Annotated in this window: 14 protein-coding genes and 1 tRNA gene; 7 read left to right on the top strand and 8 right to left on the bottom strand. The window is 59.8% G+C overall.

Annotation, left to right across the window (positions count from 1 at the left end):
* Positions 1-4 precede the first annotated feature (4 nt).
* Both K3178_RS07370 and K3178_RS07365 read left to right on the top strand, forming a co-directional pair.
* Positions 5-1,261 carry a glycosyltransferase family 4 protein gene (locus K3178_RS07370; protein ID WP_345719862.1) on the top strand — a complete coding sequence of 419 codons (1,257 nt, stop codon included), beginning with the start codon at positions 5-7 and terminating at the stop codon, positions 1,259-1,261.
* Between the two features lie 7 nt (positions 1,262-1,268).
* Complete coding sequence (locus K3178_RS07365) at positions 1,269-2,609, top strand: lipopolysaccharide biosynthesis protein (RefSeq protein WP_221570680.1); 1,341 nt, start codon at positions 1,269-1,271, stop codon at positions 2,607-2,609.
* A 75-nt stretch (positions 2,610-2,684) separates the two neighbouring features.
* On the opposite strand, the gene K3178_RS07360 is transcribed toward K3178_RS07365, so the two are convergent.
* The 4 genes from K3178_RS07360 to K3178_RS07345 form a co-directional block, all read right to left on the bottom strand.
* On the bottom strand, positions 2,685-3,692 hold the full coding sequence (locus K3178_RS07360; protein WP_221570679.1) for a polysaccharide pyruvyl transferase family protein: 1,008 nt from the start codon (positions 3,690-3,692) through the stop codon (positions 2,685-2,687).
* A gap of 12 nt (positions 3,693-3,704) precedes the next feature.
* Entirely contained in the window at positions 3,705-5,051 is a 1,347-nt protein-coding gene (locus K3178_RS07355) for an O-antigen ligase family protein (RefSeq protein WP_221570678.1), read from the bottom strand.
* Between the two features lie 62 nt (positions 5,052-5,113).
* Entirely contained in the window at positions 5,114-5,590 is a 477-nt protein-coding gene (locus K3178_RS07350) for a serine O-acetyltransferase (RefSeq protein WP_221570677.1), read from the bottom strand.
* 6 nt (positions 5,591-5,596) lie between these two features.
* Entirely contained in the window at positions 5,597-6,556 is a 960-nt protein-coding gene (locus K3178_RS07345; protein WP_221570676.1) for a sulfotransferase family protein, read from the bottom strand.
* A gap of 140 nt (positions 6,557-6,696) precedes the next feature.
* Between K3178_RS07345 and K3178_RS07340 the strand changes: the two genes are divergently transcribed.
* The 3 genes from K3178_RS07340 to K3178_RS07330 are packed head-to-tail and all read left to right on the top strand — an operon-like array spanning position 6,697 to position 9,862.
* Complete coding sequence (locus K3178_RS07340; protein WP_345719861.1) at positions 6,697-7,509, top strand: heparin lyase I family protein; 813 nt, start codon at positions 6,697-6,699, stop codon at positions 7,507-7,509.
* A complete protein-coding gene (locus tag K3178_RS07335; protein ID WP_221570674.1) occupies positions 7,484-8,578 on the top strand; it encodes a glycosyltransferase family 4 protein in 1,095 nt (364 codons plus the stop codon). The genes K3178_RS07340 and K3178_RS07335 overlap by 26 nt, the downstream gene beginning before the upstream one ends.
* Before the next feature lie 24 nt (positions 8,579-8,602).
* On the top strand, positions 8,603-9,862 hold the full coding sequence (locus tag K3178_RS07330; RefSeq protein ID WP_221570673.1) for a nucleotide sugar dehydrogenase: 1,260 nt from the start codon (positions 8,603-8,605) through the stop codon (positions 9,860-9,862).
* A 75-nt stretch (positions 9,863-9,937) separates the two neighbouring features.
* Here K3178_RS07330 and K3178_RS07325 read toward each other — a convergent pair.
* Positions 9,938-10,012: transfer RNA gene (locus K3178_RS07325), tRNA-Val, on the bottom strand.
* 77 nt (positions 10,013-10,089) lie between these two features.
* Positions 10,090-10,476 carry a cell cycle two-component system response regulator CpdR gene (gene cpdR / locus K3178_RS07320; RefSeq protein WP_221570672.1) on the bottom strand — a complete coding sequence of 129 codons (387 nt, stop codon included), beginning with the start codon at positions 10,474-10,476 and terminating at the stop codon, positions 10,090-10,092.
* A gap of 294 nt (positions 10,477-10,770) precedes the next feature.
* On the opposite strand from cpdR, the gene K3178_RS07315 reads away from it, so the two are divergent.
* Together K3178_RS07315 and K3178_RS07310 are read left to right on the top strand one after the other, a co-directional pair.
* Positions 10,771-12,942, top strand: coding sequence for a M10 family metallopeptidase (locus tag K3178_RS07315; protein WP_221570671.1), 2,172 nt, complete (start codon positions 10,771-10,773; stop codon positions 12,940-12,942).
* A gap of 133 nt (positions 12,943-13,075) precedes the next feature.
* Positions 13,076-13,978, top strand: a complete 903-nt coding sequence (locus K3178_RS07310; protein ID WP_221570670.1) for an N-formylglutamate amidohydrolase — start codon at positions 13,076-13,078, stop codon at positions 13,976-13,978.
* A gap of 202 nt (positions 13,979-14,180) precedes the next feature.
* On the opposite strand, the gene K3178_RS07305 is transcribed toward K3178_RS07310, so the two are convergent.
* Positions 14,181-15,170 (bottom strand): PDZ domain-containing protein, encoded by a 990-nt coding sequence (locus K3178_RS07305; protein ID WP_221570669.1) that lies wholly within the window; start codon positions 15,168-15,170, stop codon positions 14,181-14,183.
* 79 nt (positions 15,171-15,249) lie between these two features.
* The gene (locus K3178_RS07300; protein WP_221570668.1) at positions 15,250-16,038 is read right to left on the bottom strand and encodes a SapC family protein; all 789 of its coding nucleotides are present in this window, start codon (positions 16,036-16,038) and stop codon (positions 15,250-15,252) included.
* Positions 16,039-16,047 lie beyond the last annotated feature (9 nt).

Here is a 16,047-nt window from a genome sequence, read left to right as displayed (position 1 = left end):
TGACGTGCAAACCACCAGCGAATTTTCGACCACCGAAACCACTGGCGACGCCTACCAGCCCGTGCTCGGCGCGCTGGATGGAAAGAAAGTTCTCATCATCGTCGAGAACCTGCCGCTGCCCTTCGACCGGCGCGTGTGGCAGGAAGCGCGTACGCTCAAGCGCGCCGGCGCGCAGGTTTCGATCATCTGCCCGACGGGCAAGGGCTTTACCGAGCGTCACGAGACGCTCGAAGGCATAGAAATTTACCGCCATCCGCTTCCCGTAGAGGCCGATTCCCCGCTGACCTACCTGCGGGAATATGGTGCTGCGCTGTGGTGGGAACTGAAACTCGCGTTCAAGATCTGGCGCAAGCACGGGTTCGACGTGATCCAGGCTTGCAATCCGCCCGATCTCATTTTCCTTGTCGCGTGGCCGTTCAAGTTGTTCGGCAAGAAGTTCATTTTCGACCATCACGACATCAACCCCGAGCTTTACGAAGCGAAATTCGGTCGCCGCGATTTCTTCTGGCGGCTGATGGTGCTGTTCGAATGGTTGACCTTCAAGACCGCCGACGTCGTGATCTGCACCAACGAAAGCTATCGCGAAATCGCCATGCGTCGCGGAGGCAAGAAGCGCGAGGATACTTTCGTCGTGCGTTCCGGTCCCGATCTCACCCGCCTGAAGCGACTGCCGGTCGACGATAAATGGCGCAACGGGCGCAAGCACATGGTCGGCTATGTCGGCGTCATGGGCGAGCAGGAGGGCATCGACCTCTTGCTCGAAAGCGTGCGCCACATGGTTTTCGAGATGGGCCGTACGGACACGCAGTTCGTGCTGGTCGGGGGCGGGTCGAGCCTTGACGGCCTCCAGCAGATGGCGAGGGACCTCGGAGTGGCTGAGTATGTCACCTTCACCGGCCGCGCGCCCGACGAAGAGCTGTTCTCCGTGTTGTCCTCCGCCGATGTCTGTGTGAACCCCGACCGGGTTAACCCGATGAACGACCTGTCGACGATGAACAAAATTCTCGAATACATGGCCTTCGAGAAGCCGATCGTGCAATTCGACGTGAAGGAAGGGCGCTTTTCTGCAGGCGACGCCTCGCTTTATGCGAAGGCCAATGATCCGCAGGATATGGCGGAGCTGGTTGTCGGACTCCTCGACGATGCGGATAAGCGCGCCGCGATGGGCCGCATCGGGCGCGAGCGCGTGGTGAGCGAGCTCTCTTGGGACTACCAGATCGATCCGCTGGTCAGCGCTTACCAACGCGCACTCGGTAGCTGAAGCGGTCATGCGCGCGCGCCTTGACCGACTGCGCCAGGACCCATTTGTCCAGGCTTTCTTCAAGGCGGCCAGTCTCTCGATGGTGTTGCGGCTCGCATGGGCTGTCGTGAACTATGCGGGCGTCGTGCTTCTGGCCCGGTGGCTCGCTCCCGACGATTACGGCATCTATGCCTTCGTCATGAGCGCGGTGATGTTCCTGTCTGTGCTTTGCGGTATGGGTGCGCAGACCTCGCTTGCCCGGTTTCTCGGTCAATATATGGGCCAGGGCACTCCAGGGCTGGGCAGGGGGGCAATCCACTTCTTCACCTGGCGCGTTCTGACCGTGTCGAGCATCGCTTCGGCGCTATGCATCGCTGGGGCATTCCTCGCATTCTATCAGGGCTACATCGACGACCCGCGCCCCTACGCCGTCGGCGCGCTGATCCTGCCGGCGTTCACGGTGATCGACGCACAGCTCGGCATTGCCAGGGCCTATGGGGCGATTTTCCTCGCGCTTGCTCCCAAGGATGTTCTCTGGCGGGCTGCGCTCATCCCGCTGGCTCTCGGTGTGACGATGTTCATCGTGCCGGAATTCCAGCTGGTCACCCTGCTTGGCGGTTCGGCCTTGCTCATAACGCTCGCCGCTTTGGGTCAACGCGTCGCCTTGCGGCGCATCATGCCCGACGATTTTCGCGATGCCGAGCCGGAGCAGGACGTGGCCGAATGGAAATCGGTAGCCGGACCGATCTGGCTGACGCTGGTGGCGGGAAACCTCCTGAACACGATAGATACGGTTACGCTGGGCTTTTTCCTGCAACCCAGTGCCGTGGGCCTTTACTATGCCGCATCGCGAACCGCAGTTCTGGTCAGCTTCCTCCTGATGGTCACGAGCACCGTGGTGGGTCCTCAGGTTTCGCGTCATTATCACGCGGCAGAATACGACAAGCTGAGGAAGCTGATCAAGATGTCGGCCGTACTCATATTCGTGCCGTCACTCTTCGCATTTGCGGTGCTGGCAATCTTTGCCCGCCAGGTCCTCGGTCTGTTCGGCGAGGAATTTGTGGCGATGAGGTGGGAACTGATCATCCTTGCAGCCGGCCAGGCGGTGAATGCCTCGGTCGGATGCGTACGCATCGTCGCCGTAATGACCGGTCACCAGCTGCAATCGGCATGGATACAGGTGCCATGCTCCGTGCTCACGTCCCTCGCCATGGTCTTTGGTGCATGGCAGTATGGTTCGCTGGGCGTAGCGATAGCGACATCGCTGGGCATTTCCGCAACGGCGATAGCGCTGTGGATCTACGTGCGGCGTGTCACCGGATTCGATCCCTCGATCCTCGGGATAATCAGCCAGCCCCGCCAACGTTAGGCCGGCTGCGCGAATGAGCCGAGGCTTGCGTCGATCCCGGACCGGACGGCCCGGAATCGACGCCAAAACGAGAAATTACTCCGGGGCTGCCATCGTCTTGAACTGATCGCGCCAGCGATCGATTTCGGCTTGCGGCAGGCTGATGCGAATTTCGCCGGGATTCTCGATGCGGGTACGAAGGGTGTCGGCAATCTCGTCCCGCATGATGATGGGAAGATTGGTATCACGCCCGATTTCTGCTGCCCGGTTGTCGATCGCGACGACAAGTGCCCTCACGTTGTGCTGCAGGGCACGGATGCCGCCATGCAGGCGATGACCGACGTAATCGAGATCCTCGGTTTCTCTGAGAAATGCGTCATAGGCCTGGAGCGATTGTCCGATCGACTTGCCACGGCCGGCAAGCAGCTTGTCGCAATACGGACGGTCGAAGATGCCCTGCGGCCAAGCATAAACGTTTTCATAAAGGTCGCATAGCGTGTCGACCATGTGCTGGTCCTGCTCGCTGGTATTGCGGGCATTGATCGTGAAAATAACGTTCTTGCCAAGTTTCTTCGGCAGGGCTGCCAGACGCGGAAGGTCGAGGCGCCACATCGTGACACATCCGGTGTTGACCACATTGGGGATACCGGCCTCTTCGAGCCGCTGTTTGGTGTAAGCATCTCGCACCGAATGGAGCGCTTCTGGATGCAGCGCGCGCTTCAGAAGGCGACGGCCGATCGGGTAGTTCCCACTGCGATAGGACCGCCAGCCGACGGCAAGAGTGATGATGTCCTTCACGAAGACGGCATCCTGCAGCCGGTATCGCCAGCCGCGGTCCCTCACCATGTCTTCGGTAAGGATGTTGCTGCCGGCCAGGATCGAATGCTTGGACTGACGCACCAGCCTGTACGAACGCGTTCCCAATATCTCGTGGGTCGGGATGTTGGAAAAGAAATGCTCGGGAAATATGTCGAGCATCTCGCGCATCGCTGCTTCGGAGATGATATTGTCACCCGAATTGGGAGTGGCGACGGCCGGGTCGAGGATCACTACCGAATTAGTCTTTTCCCAATACTCGGCCGAAAACATTTGGCGAATGCTCAAACGATATCTCCATCAATTCCTAGAAGTATTATGAATTCTGGGCGCAAACAGGTTGCGTTGACCCAAGGCAAAGCCTGTGAAGGCGAGTACCATCACGAACCGCTCATGTGTGAGGATCCCCGATGCGATAGTGATCGGCAGTGTGAAGAGCCAGCAGAGCTCCACAAATCGCAAGGTGCCGGATTGCGGAGCCTCCTGCCTCCCGCGAAGGATCGCGCGGAATAGAAACGCCAGATAGAATGCGTAGGCCAGGAAACCGGACCAGCCCCCCTCGGCCAGAACCTTGGGCCAAAAGCCATCTAGCAGGAAGTTCAGTTCTCCGTTGGGCCTCCCGCCCACATACCGGTAGAAACGATATTGGACGTATATCGGGCTGTATCCCAACTCGCGTGAAGGTGCACTGCCGAAGGTGCCGGCACCGGTGCCGAAGGGGAAGCGGTCTGCGGCAATGTCGAGCGAAGTGTTGACCAGCAGAATGCGGATGCGTGTCTCGGATTCGTCACCCACGTATCGTTCGAAACGCTGGTTCACAACGCGCGAAACAGCATTGTCTGTCACCAGGACAGCACCGGAAAGGATCGAAAAACCGATGGTTACTGCGAAGGCTTTTCGGTAATCGATTTTCGCTCCGCTGGCGCTGAAATAGAACGTCAGCGTGACGATGAATGCGATGATCTCTTTCACCGAGAACGACAGCAGGATCTGGAGGCCAGCTACGATCAGCGAAGCAAGGTAGAACTTGCGCTTGTCCGGGTTGGCCTCATGACGGGCGATAACAAGGCAGGCGAACGCCGCGAAGGCACCCATCTGGGCCGGGATCGCCTTGTGAATGTACAATCCGGTCGGCAACGCAATACCGGCACGGACAAGCAGCTTTTCACCGTAGATGTTCTCCGATCCGTCGATGACATCGCGCATGATGAACACCAGGTTCAACCAGGCCATCAGGATCAGCATCTGCATGAAGCGTTTGAACAGGATCTTGGTGGACCACTCGTCAGTCGCCGCAAAGTAGGCCACGCCGAAGGCCAGGATGATGAGTTTGGAATCGAGGAAGGTGCCCAGGAGCGCGGCTTGGATCTGCGGAAAGCCCTTGAGCGGATAAAACAGCGTGGACGCAGCTTCGCACAAGATGAACACGAAAAACGCCAGTGCTGCAAAACGCGCCACCATGTTCGCCCTCGCAAATCCGAGAATGGCGAACGGGATGGTAAGTATGGCGAAGACCTCGCCCGAAGCGTTGGCAGCCCCGCGCAATTCCAGCGGAAGCAGGCCGCTGAATGAAACCAGAAGATAGGTTGCAAAGAAACCGGCGAACCACAGGTACGCGAATTTCAGCCTGCGCGCAGAGCCGGGCATAGCATGCGCACCACCGACCGCGCCCGTGGGCGCAGATCGGGGAGCGAAGGCTGCATTCCGGCTCATTTCAGATCGTTTCGCTTCCAGGCGTTGGGGCGGAAATCGCGATGATCGATGCATTCGCGCAGGGTCTTGGCCGGCGTCCCTCCGACGAGCGCACCGGCAACCACGTCCTTCGTCACTACAGAATTCGCGGCGATCACTGCTCCGTCGCCGATTGAGATCGGTCCGAAAATTTTCGCGCCGCTGTGTATCACGACGTCGTTTCCGATCGCTGCTGCCCCATCGCGGTCGGGTTGGCCACCGATAACGACATGGCTGCCGATGAATACGTTGTCGCCCAGGCGGGTGCGTTTGTTCACAATGACGCCGAAGCCGTTATGGCCGAAGATCGTGCTACGTGGCAGGTCGAGGCCGACCGGTATGGAGGCCGTGAAAAAGGCGCGGCTCAAGAGGGCGTAGATGGCCCGCACCGGAGCGAGCTTCCTCGCTCCCAGAACATTGGCGAGCCGGTGGAACCTGACGATCTCGTTTGCCATGGCTGGTCAGCTCCGACGCAGGAAGTTGAGCGCGCGCCGGCGTCGGTCGCGGTCGGTGAGAACTTGCCCGGCGAGGAAAAGTCCCGAACCGATGAGGGACCTGGCGAGCTCGATCATGCCGCCAGGCCTAGCAGCCTGTCGTCCGCCGCGAAAGCCGAGACTGCCGAGCTTGTCGCCGATGACCTTCTCGGCCATCCACACCTCTGCGCCCGTTACCGGCTTGCTGGCGCGGCTTGCCGAATGCGAACTGTTGCGCCCGAAAGAGGCAAGGTCGATCCCGGGAAACTCGAGTTCCAGAAAATCTCCGAGTTCGCGGATCATCGCATCGGTTTCCGCCACGAGATCCTCGTAGCGCAACAGCATCACCTGCCCGGGGCGCGAGGCCTTGGCCTGCAGGTAATTCTGTGCCGCGACCTTCCACGCCAGCCCGATCGTTGCAGGGTTGTAACGCCGCGCATCATGCCAGGGGCCGCTTACGTTCTTGTACGAACGAAGCACCGCTTCAGGTTCGCGCAGGACGAACAGAACCTTCGCTCCGGGCCAGGCGGTAAGAAGTCTTTCGAGATGGAGGTGGTCCTGCGGCGTGTTCCAGCCCCAGCGACTGCAGCCTGCAAGTTCGGCGGCTTCACCCAGCATTAGCTCGATCACCGCGTTCCACGAAGTCCCGTCGGGCCAGTCCCGACACGCCAGACTACGCAGCTTTTCGACTGCCATTGCAGACAGATCCACCGACTGGTTCAGCGTCTTGCCAACTTCTTGCGTGGCGCGGATTTCTATCCGCTCGAAGACAATCCTCGCCACTCGTCCGGCGGAGGCAGCGTCGCTTTTGTCCCACAGGTTTTCGGCATCGATCGCCTGAAGTGCGTAGAAATCGTTGAGGACGAACAGTTCGCCCTGCTCGTTTAATACGCGCGTGGTGATGGTCGAGCCGCTACGCGGTTGCCCGACGACGAAAACGGGTTCCAATCGGACACCAATCGACGACACGGCAGTTTAATCCTCGGTTGCGGCTATGTTCAGCGGGAGTTTGGGATCGGGGTGGGATATATGCCCCGAGTTTACGGGCGCAACTAGGCGCAAAGTCGCGAGAAGGCAAGGAGTTGAATATGCCACGGTCACCTTGGAAAAGGGCTTCCGGACGGTTTGCAAGACGCGCAGTACTGCTTCCCGTTGCGGCTGCACTGATGGCTTCTGGCGCCTTTGCGCAACCCGTACCCGATGGCGACAGGATTTTCATCGGCCATGCCCTGTTCCGGGCACAGTCGCCCAATGACATGCGGGCGATCACGATCATGGATGACGAGGTTATCCGGTTCACCGTGGCGCCGGGCGAGCAATGGGCGCGCGACGCCAATAGGGGCAGTAACGCCGAACGTGCGGAGATGTCTGCGCACGAAAAAATCCGCTTCGGCGAGCGGACCTCGGTGTCGTTCGCAATGCGGATCGCAAGCATGGATAATTCGCCAGGCAGGCGTCATTCCCTGCTCTTCCAGCTTCATGGGCCGAACCGGACCGAGATGAAGGGCATAGAGGGTTTCGCTCCTCCGCCTTTCGATATGCGTGTTCGCAACGGCAAGATCCATTTCGTCGTCCGGTCAGGTTCGCTCGAACGCGGCGAGGACAAGGATCGGATAATCGCCTCGATCCCGGTCGAATATTCGCGCTGGCAAGATTTTCGGTTCGACATCAATCTCGGCGACGAAAGCTCGGGTCAGGTGAAAATCTGGAGGGACGGCACCCGGATCGCCGACTACTCGGGACCGGTCGGATACGAAGTTGGCAAGGGCGCGCACTATTGGAAATTCGGAATTTATCAGTATGGGCAACGCACAGCGCCCTCTGTCGTGGATTTCGGCCGGGTCAACGTGAACGGCAAGGGGTCCCTCTTACAACATGAACGTGACGTCGCTCGCCGATAGAAAAGACCAAATTGCGATCGTCGTTGCCGATGGTCTGGGAGGGAAGGGCGGGATCGAAAAGATCATGTCCTACCTCACGCGGACGCTGGCGAACGACCATCCGGACCTGCCGTTTTATATCCAGCAGACACGCTATGGCGATGCCCAGCTCGTGCGCCACGCGACGACGCCGCTTGCGCTCGCCCAATTTGCGGCGCGGTGTCTTTCCGGCAAGGTTTCGCTCGCCCATATCAACGTCGCGCCGCGCGGGTCGACCTGGCGCAAGCTTCTGTTTGCAAGGGCTGCCCAGCGAGCCGGGGTGCCGGTGCTCCTGCACCTGCACGGCAGCGGCTATGACGAGTTCTACGCCGCCCACAGCACATCGGCACAAAACCGCATTCGCGAATTTTTCCGGTCGGCAAACCACGTCGTCGTTCTCGGCGATCACTGGTACGAATTCGCGCGGGACAAACTGGGTGTAGCCGAAGACCGTTTGTCCATCGTTGTAAACGGCACACCAGACCCGCAATCGATCGCCGACCCGCAATCTGCGGAACCGGCAATCGTATTCTTCGGGCAGGTCAGCGAACGCAAGGGGATCGACATTTTGTTGCCTGCGCTCGGGAAGGTGGCTGCAAAGGGCCTGCCCTTCCGTGTCCGGATTGGCGGCAATGGCGATCTCGACCACTGGAAGTCGGTTGCGCGTGAGCAGGGCCTTGCCGAACGTGCGGAATTCCTTGGCTGGGTGGGGGAAGACACGGTCGATGCAGAGATGCGCAGGGCCGATATTTTCGTGCTGCCCTCGCGAGCGGAAAACCAGCCCGTCGCCATCCTCGAGGCGATGGCGCGCGGTCTTCCTGTCGTCTCCACCAGTATCGGCGCGATTCCCGAGACCGTCGGTAACGAAGAGTGTGGGCTCGTCGTCGCACCTGCTGATGTCGAAGCGCTTGCAGAAGCCCTCGAACGCCTTGTAAGGGACCCGGCGCTGCGCCTTGCAATGGGTCGCAAGGGCAGGGCCAAGTGGGAAGCGAATTATTCGATCCGCTCCTCGGCCAACGCCTTCGCCGATATCTATCGGCAGATTGTCTGAACGCGAATTTCACCGGAGTTAGTGATGAAGGTTGCCATTTTTGGCCTGGGCTACGTCGGCTTTACCGCCGCCTGCTGCATTGCGCAGGACGGGCACGAGGTTGTCGGCGTCGATGTGTCGAGCGCCAAGGTCGACATGATCAATTCGGGCAAGGCTCCGATATCCGAACCGGGCCTTGCCGATATGCTTTCCGATGCACTGGCAACCGGTCGCATCCGCGCCGTGACGCAATGCGATGGCGAACTTGAAGGCGTCGACCTGATCCTGGTCTGCGTCGGCACGCCGAGCGCGGCCGATGGCGCGCATGACATGCGCTATATCGCCGAAGTCAGCCGGAATATCGGCAATGCCCTGTCGAAGCGCGAAACGGCGCATCCGGTGGCTGTCGTCTATCGTTCGACCATGCGCCCCGGTTCGTGCGACGGCCTGATTGCCCCGCTGCTGTTCGGCGAGCTGTCGGACGAGCACAAGGAAAGCGTCCAGCTCGGCTACAACCCCGAATTCCTGCGCGAAGGCTCGGCGGTGAAGGACTATTACGCTCCGCCCAAGATCGTGATCGGCACGCTCGGCGGCGAGCCTTGCAAGCAGCTGGAAGAGCTCAACAAGGACCTCGATGCGCCGCGTTTCACCGTCGGCCTGCGCGAAGCGGAAATCACCAAGTTCGTCGACAACAGCTTCCATGCGCTCAAAGTGGCTTTCGCCAACGAAATCGGGCGCGTCTGCGTGGAAGAGGGCATCGATGTAGCCGCCGTGCACGAGATTTTCGTGTCGGACACCAAGCTCAACATCTCGCCCTATTACCTGCGTCCGGGCGGCGCTTTCGGTGGCTCCTGCCTGCCCAAGGACGTGCGCGCATTGAACTTCATCGCCGAGGATATCGGCGCGCAGACCCACATCATCAACACGATCGTCCGCTCGAACGAGGCGCACAAGCTGTTCCTGTTCAACCGGGCCACCAAGGACCTCGAGCCGGGCGCCAAGGTCCTGCTCAACGGCCTTGCCTTCAAGCAGGCGACCGACGACCTGCGGGAGAGCCCGAATCTCGACCTTGCACGCCGCCTGATCGCGGCCGGCTATGATCTGACCGTCTATGACGAGAACCTCGATCCCGCCGAGCTGATGGGTTCGAATCTCGGCTATTCCTACAGCCACCTGCCCCGCCTGGGCGAAATCATCAGTACCGATGTGCAGGGTAAGAAATTCGATCGCGTCATCGATGCACGCGGCGATGCAGGACGCCTGGCAGTCGATTGCACCGACGTGGTGTCGATCGAGAAGCTCTGACCGGCAGCCATTCGTACCCAAAACGAAAAAGCCCGCCATTCCGGCGGGCTTTTTTATGCGATCATTCGGTTCCGATGGTGGGCGTACCAAGGTTCGAACTTGGGACCCCTACGATGTCAACATAGTGCTCTACCACTGAGCTATACGCCCACACATGGAACGTGCCGATCGCTCGGCAGGCGCGCCAAATAGCGACCAGCTATCGGGCGTGCAAGTGCGAATTCGAATTAAATTCGCGCGCTGATCTGGTCTTCCAGCACGCGCTCCACTTCCAGCACCAGATCGCGCAGGTGGAAGGGCTTCGACAAGACCTTTGCCTGCGGCTGTTCGCGGCTGGCCTTGAGTGTCACGGCAGCGAATCCGGTGATGAACATCACCTTTGTGGCCGGGCTGATCTCGTTGCACCGCTGTGCCAGCTCGATCCCGTCCATTTCGGGCATAACGATATCCGAAAGGAGCAAGTCGTAGTGATTCTCTTCGAGCAGCGGGATGGCATCTGTGCCGCGATCTACGGCATCCACGCCATATCCCGCCTGACGCAGGGCGCGCTCGAGATAGACGCGCATGGCCTCGTCGTCTTCGGCGAGAAGAATCTGGTGTGATGGTTGATCCATACGCTGCTCCTATACGCATTCGGTTTAAAAAACCATTGCGTGTTTACCACGGTCCTTCGTCGCCGCGTACCGAAACGAGACGGCTCCAAACGAGGTCTAAGCGTGGTTAATCATTAAGCTTTGATCAATGCCGCAAGGTATATACGATCCAGGAGTGGATAGGGTGCCGTTATAGCGGCAGTCCTATCTTTTTACCCTCGAACGTTTGGATCGGGCAGGTCAAATCGCCTATACGAGAGGGATCGGGACTGGCATGCTATGCACTGCAAGTGGCATGCGGAATGGGAGGTCGTATTGGTAGGCACGCTTATTGAGCGGGTGGACGCTTTCGTGTCCGACGTTTCCGGACCGGTTGATCATCTGGCGTTTATCGCGTCCGCCGGCGAAGATACACTCTCGCACCCCTACAAATTCAGCCACCAGCATAATCACGATTGTGGCTGTCGGGTCGTGTCCGAGCAAACCAGCTTCGCCAGCAGTCCGGATCCGGTAGTTTTCATGGCGGGCGACATCGCCGGAGACAGTTCGACCACCGCGTCGATCACCGTCGGTGGTGCGTTGACCAGCCAGCTGGACTCGGTCGGTGACAGGGACTGGATCGCGATCGATCTTGTACTCGGCGAGGAAGTGACTTTCTCGCTATACGGGTCCGGCGCATCGCCGGTCTTCGATACCTATCTGCGTATCTACGATGAAAACGGCGTCCTTGTTGCGCAAAATGACGATGGCGGCGTCGGTTATTTCTCGTTGCTGCGGTTCGATGCGAAGGAAGCGGGCACCTACTATATCGAAGCTTCTGCTTTCAACGATCTGGAGCAGGGCGAGTATACCGTAGAGGCATACCAGTCGACCCCGCTGGAACTGTACAGTTACGATCAGATCGCGGACCAGCTAATCGATGGCTACTGGCCCGGTGGCCCCCGTTCATTCGACATAACCGGCGGCCAGCTGACCTATAATATCACCTCCCTATCCGCCGAAGGCCAGGTCCTGGCCGTGGCCGCCCTCGAACTCTGGTCCGATGTGACTGGTATCGAGTTCGTTGCGGTCAGCAGCGCGGGCCAGCTTCGTTTCCGCGACACGGGACCCGATGCCTATGCCGAGAGCAACAGGTCCGGTTCGACGATCAACTATTCGATCGTCAACATAAGTTCGAATTGGTTGCTGGCATACGGCACGACGCTCGATAGCTATACCTTCCAGACATACATCCACGAAATCGGCCACGCGCTCGGTCTTGGCCATGCCGGCAATTACAACGGCGATGCGAATTACGGCCTCGATGCCCTGTATCTCAACGATTCCTGGACGACGACGGTCATGTCCTATTTCGCACAGGACCAGAACTTCTACTTCGCGGACCAGGGTTACAGCTATGCGTTGGCGACCAGCCCGATGGGTGCCGATGTGGTGGCAATGGCAGAGGTGTACGGTCTGTCGACCACAACCCGCCTTGGCGATACGACTTACGGCTTCCACAGTACCTCGGATCGCGCCATCCACGACGCCACCCAGTTTGCGAACACGGCCTATACCATTGTCGATAGCGGCGGCGTGGATACGCTCGATTACGTAGGGTTCACACAGGACCAGTTGATCGATCTGCGGCCCGAAACCTACATGAACATCGGCGGCCTGACCGGTAATGTTTCCATCGGCCGGGGCACGGTCATCGAGAATGCCATCGGTGGTGGCGGCAACGATACGATCAACGGAAACAGTGCCGCCAATAAGCTTCAGGGTGCCTATGGCGATGATCATATCCATGGCTATGAAGGCAATGACAATCTCCAGGGCGCGGGCGGTGCCGACACTCTGCGCGGAGACGGCGGAAATGACCTGATCTGGGGCGGTTCCGGAAATGACCGGCTGTTCGGCAACAGCGGTGATGATGATCTCTATGGTGAAGGCCGCAATGACCGGCTCGATGGAGGCTGGGGCCACGATCTCTTGAGCGGGGGCGACGGAAACGATGCTCTCCTCGGAAATGTCGGAGAAGACATCCTGCGCGGCGATAATGGCAATGATCGTCTCTACGGCGGCAACGATGCCGATTTCCTGAGCGGCGGGCAGGGCAATGACCGGCTTTTCGGCCAATCGGGCGACGATAGCATCCATGGCGGGCAGGGAACCGACGAACTGACCGGCGGGACCGGCGATGATCGCTTCGTCTTCGATACACGATTGATCGAGGGGAATGTCGACGCCATCCTGGATTTCGGCGACGGTAACGACACCATTTTTCTCGAGAGTTCCATTTTCACTGGGATCGCGACGGGATCACTGGCTGAAACGGCCTTCGTCCTGGGAACAGAGGCGGGTGACGCAAACCACCGGATCATCTACGATTCCGCCACAGGCCAGATCTGGTACGACGCCGATGGCGCGGGCGGCGAGGCGAAGTTCCTCTTCGCTACCGTCGATCCGGGCACCGATCTGACAGCGTCCGACTTCATCATAGGATAGGCGGAGCACGCTAGCTGGGGCGCGGAAATTGCGCGCCTTGCTCGAACCTGTTTGTGTTTTGGTGCCGATGCCTCCATCTTCGTATTCGATGGGTGGAAACGCACAAGGAACGGGCGCATCGCAAGCGAACAGCATGGACGGCGGAGCAATCCCGTTTTCCGGCGGAGCCTCGTTCAGCCTCATCTCGCCCGCCAATAGCACTTTCCCGATCCTTATTAGCGTGCCGCACGCCGGTCGTGCCTATCCGGAAGAAATAGTTGCGCGCCTCAGGCAGCCGGATCTCGCTAGGTTGAAGCTGGAAGACCGTTTCGCTGACCTTATCGGGCGCCGCATCGCGGCAGAGACGGCTATTGCGATCCAGATTTGCCATGCGCCCCGGGCCATGATCGACCTCAACCGCTCGGTCGAGGACATCGATTATTCGATGGTGGCCGGTTCCGGTGGCAAGCCGCCTCGAGCCAATGGCGCGAACCGGCGGGCCCGTCATGGGCTCGGGTTGGTGCCGCGGCGGGTGTCGGGGCTGGGCGAGCTCTGGCGACAACCCCTGACGCTGGCGGAGATCGATGAGCGGATTGCCGGCGTTTACGAACCGTATCACACGAGCATAGGGCGCGAACTGGAACGGATCCGCGAAGAATGGGGCGTGGCCCTGCTGCTGGACCTGCATTCGATGCCGCCCTTGCCGAAACCTGGCCCGGAAGAACGCGCGGTCGATTTCGTAATCGGCGACCGCTTCACCCGCTCTTGTGCCAGCGATCTGTCAGCCATTGCAGTGGACACGCTTGGACGCCTGGGTCGCCGTGCCGTGCACAATCGGCCCTATTCGGGCGGCTACATTCTCGACCGCTTCGGGCGGCCCGCGAAGGGCATCCATGCCATGCAGGTGGAAATCTGCCGTTCCACCTATCTCGATGCGAAGTTTGACCTCCCCAGTCCCCGTCTGCCGGGTGTCGCGCGCGTTCTTACTGCCATGATCGGCGAGATCGGGCGAGCGTTGGTTTCCGGGCACGGAGGCCTCGCCGAGGCAGCCGAATAAAAAACCACCCCGTGCGTAACGCACGAGGTGGCCAAGGTTCAGGGAGGAGATGCACCAATGTGCATCGCGCCGGCGCCATCATGAGGGGAAACGGCAACCGGCAAGACCAAGATAGGAAGCGGGCCGGGGTGCTTCAATATCATGCCTAACGCGCACGCGCGGGATGTCGCTATTTCCGCGCATCCAATCGCAGTTCCGGTGGTTAATCGATCTTCAGAAAGGGTTCGAAATTAGTTCGCCAGTCGACTGAAAGTCCTGTGATTTCCTGACGAAACTTTTCGATTTTGCTCACTTCTGTAGCAATGAACTCTACGCGTTCGTCCCAACCGTCGTGAGTTCTCCGGCGGAGCAAGCCGCCACCGTGCCGCGGTCCGAAGCGCTGCATCATTCTCGTGGCTGCAGCAGGGTCGTATCCGGCATTGGCGAGGAGCCAGGGCATCAGGCGATCCGCATCGCGCTCGGAATTGCGCGCGCGCATGTCTCCCTTCCCGTTCTCCGCGAGATAAGGAATGTGACCGAGGAGGTTATGGGCCATTTCATGCGCGAGGACGGCAGCAAACTCCTCGTCGGTATATGCGAAGCCGGGAAAGCTCTCGCCTACCAGCACCCGCGTCCCGTCGGCTGCAGCGCCATCATCTCCGCTGAGCAATTCGAAAGTGGACGCGCAGGACGAGACCGGCAAGAGGGTCGCCTCGGTTCGAGTGCCCGAAGCATCGATCCACGCCAGCATGACCGACCCGTCACCTGCCGATGCGTCGATCGTGTCCCTCAGTTTCGCTGCTCGCTGCCAATCCTTGCGCGTGTCAGGTCGATCCTCGATTTCCTGCCCGTCGATAGCCAGAAGGGTGTCGTTCTGACGGATTCCCGCCAGCTGGGCTGGCGAGCCCTGTGCAACCGCCTGCACACCGATATCTCCCCTCAATCCCAGGAGCGAGCGGATGGCCTCGGCTTGGCCGTAAGCACGTACGTCGTGAAGCAGAAGGCCAAGCGATGGCTGTCCGTTATCGCAATAGGACGCGTTGGCTGTCCCGAGGCGGTAACCGATTTCGAAAAGTCGTGCCTCCTTGGCCTGGAACTGCTCGATCGGGCTGGGGCTGGCGGCTGTGACAGCCGGATCGGCGGCTGCGTTTGTTGCACAGGCAGTCAGGCCAAAGAAAAGGCTCGCGCCGACCAGGCAAGACCGGGCTGCCAAGCCGAAATCGAAAGGGGCGCGCGATCGCTCGCACGCCCCCTCAGAAATTGTCTTGGTGGACGATTTCGTCACACGCAGGTCAGGCCGAGGCTTCGACCTGTGCATTGGGCTGCGGCACCGTGCCCTGCTGGGCCTGGCGCGCGAAGATGTTGCGCATCAGTTCCATCGAGTAGATGTGGGCGTGGATCAGCATGAGAAGGCCGTTCTTGTTCCAGGCTTCGATCTTGTCGGCCGGCAGTTCGCGCAGCTTTTCCTGATCGATCATCTTGAAACCGCGATAGAGGAACGGCTTGTCTTCACCCTGGCGCTGGATGGCGACTTCGCCGTCCATCAGCAGGTCGGCATCCATCACTTCCTTGAGAAAGGCCTGGGTGCGCTGTGCTGCCTGCTCGAACTGCTCGCAGAACTCGAGAATGCGCTTGGTTGCGTCGGTGGTGTTGCCTTCGTCGTCGAAAAGGCGCTCGCCTTCCTCGAATTCGCCGATTGCGTCGCTGGTCGGGTCGAACATCAGCGAAAGTTCGGTCGCATCCTGCTGCAGCTTGGCGAGCATGAAGGGATAGCGGCGAATATAGGCGGGCATGTAGACCTGTTCGGTCACCTTGCCTGCGGCATCGACAAAGGTGTTCACGCCTTCGTTGAGGCCCATGAGTGCGAGCGGCAGCGGGTTTTCACCGGTCGAAAAGACGATCGGGAAGTCACGCTGTGCCTGCACGAATTCATCGGCGGTCAGCGGAATCGCATGTGCCTTGGCGAGCCACGGCGCGCTGTCGATCATCTTGGTGCGGAAGTTCTTGTGATCGCGGCTGTTGAGCGGCATCAAGTCATTGAAGAACAAGGGCAATTGGGGCTGCTGCGGCGCGCTGGCCATGGGAAATCT

It is taken from the genome of Qipengyuania sphaerica (assembly GCF_019711595.1).
GTDB lineage: Bacteria > Pseudomonadota > Alphaproteobacteria > Sphingomonadales > Sphingomonadaceae > Qipengyuania > Qipengyuania sphaerica.
Note: the sequence above shows the minus strand (reverse complement) of the source record. Positions and strands in the feature narration are given on the sequence as shown.

Bases quoted from the DNA above. Each gene is read 5' to 3' on its own strand.
- K3178_RS07365 (WP_221570680.1), top strand. From the start codon at position 1,269: ATGCGCGCGCGCCTTGACCGACTGCGCCAGGACCCATTTGTCCAGGCT.
- K3178_RS07355 (WP_221570678.1), bottom strand. From the start codon at position 5,051: ATGCCCGGCTCTGCGCGCAGGCTGAAATTCGCGTACCTGTGGTTCGCC.
- K3178_RS07350 (WP_221570677.1), bottom strand. From the start codon at position 5,590: ATGGCAAACGAGATCGTCAGGTTCCACCGGCTCGCCAATGTTCTGGGA.
- K3178_RS07340 (WP_345719861.1), top strand. From the start codon at position 6,697: ATGCCACGGTCACCTTGGAAAAGGGCTTCCGGACGGTTTGCAAGACGC.
- K3178_RS07335 (WP_221570674.1), top strand. From the start codon at position 7,484: ATGAACGTGACGTCGCTCGCCGATAGAAAAGACCAAATTGCGATCGTC.
- K3178_RS07330 (WP_221570673.1), top strand. From the start codon at position 8,603: ATGAAGGTTGCCATTTTTGGCCTGGGCTACGTCGGCTTTACCGCCGCC.
- cpdR (WP_221570672.1), bottom strand. From the start codon at position 10,476: ATGGATCAACCATCACACCAGATTCTTCTCGCCGAAGACGACGAGGCC.
- K3178_RS07310 (WP_221570670.1), top strand. From the start codon at position 13,076: ATGGACGGCGGAGCAATCCCGTTTTCCGGCGGAGCCTCGTTCAGCCTC.
- K3178_RS07300 (WP_221570668.1), bottom strand. From the start codon at position 16,038: ATGGCCAGCGCGCCGCAGCAGCCCCAATTGCCCTTGTTCTTCAATGAC.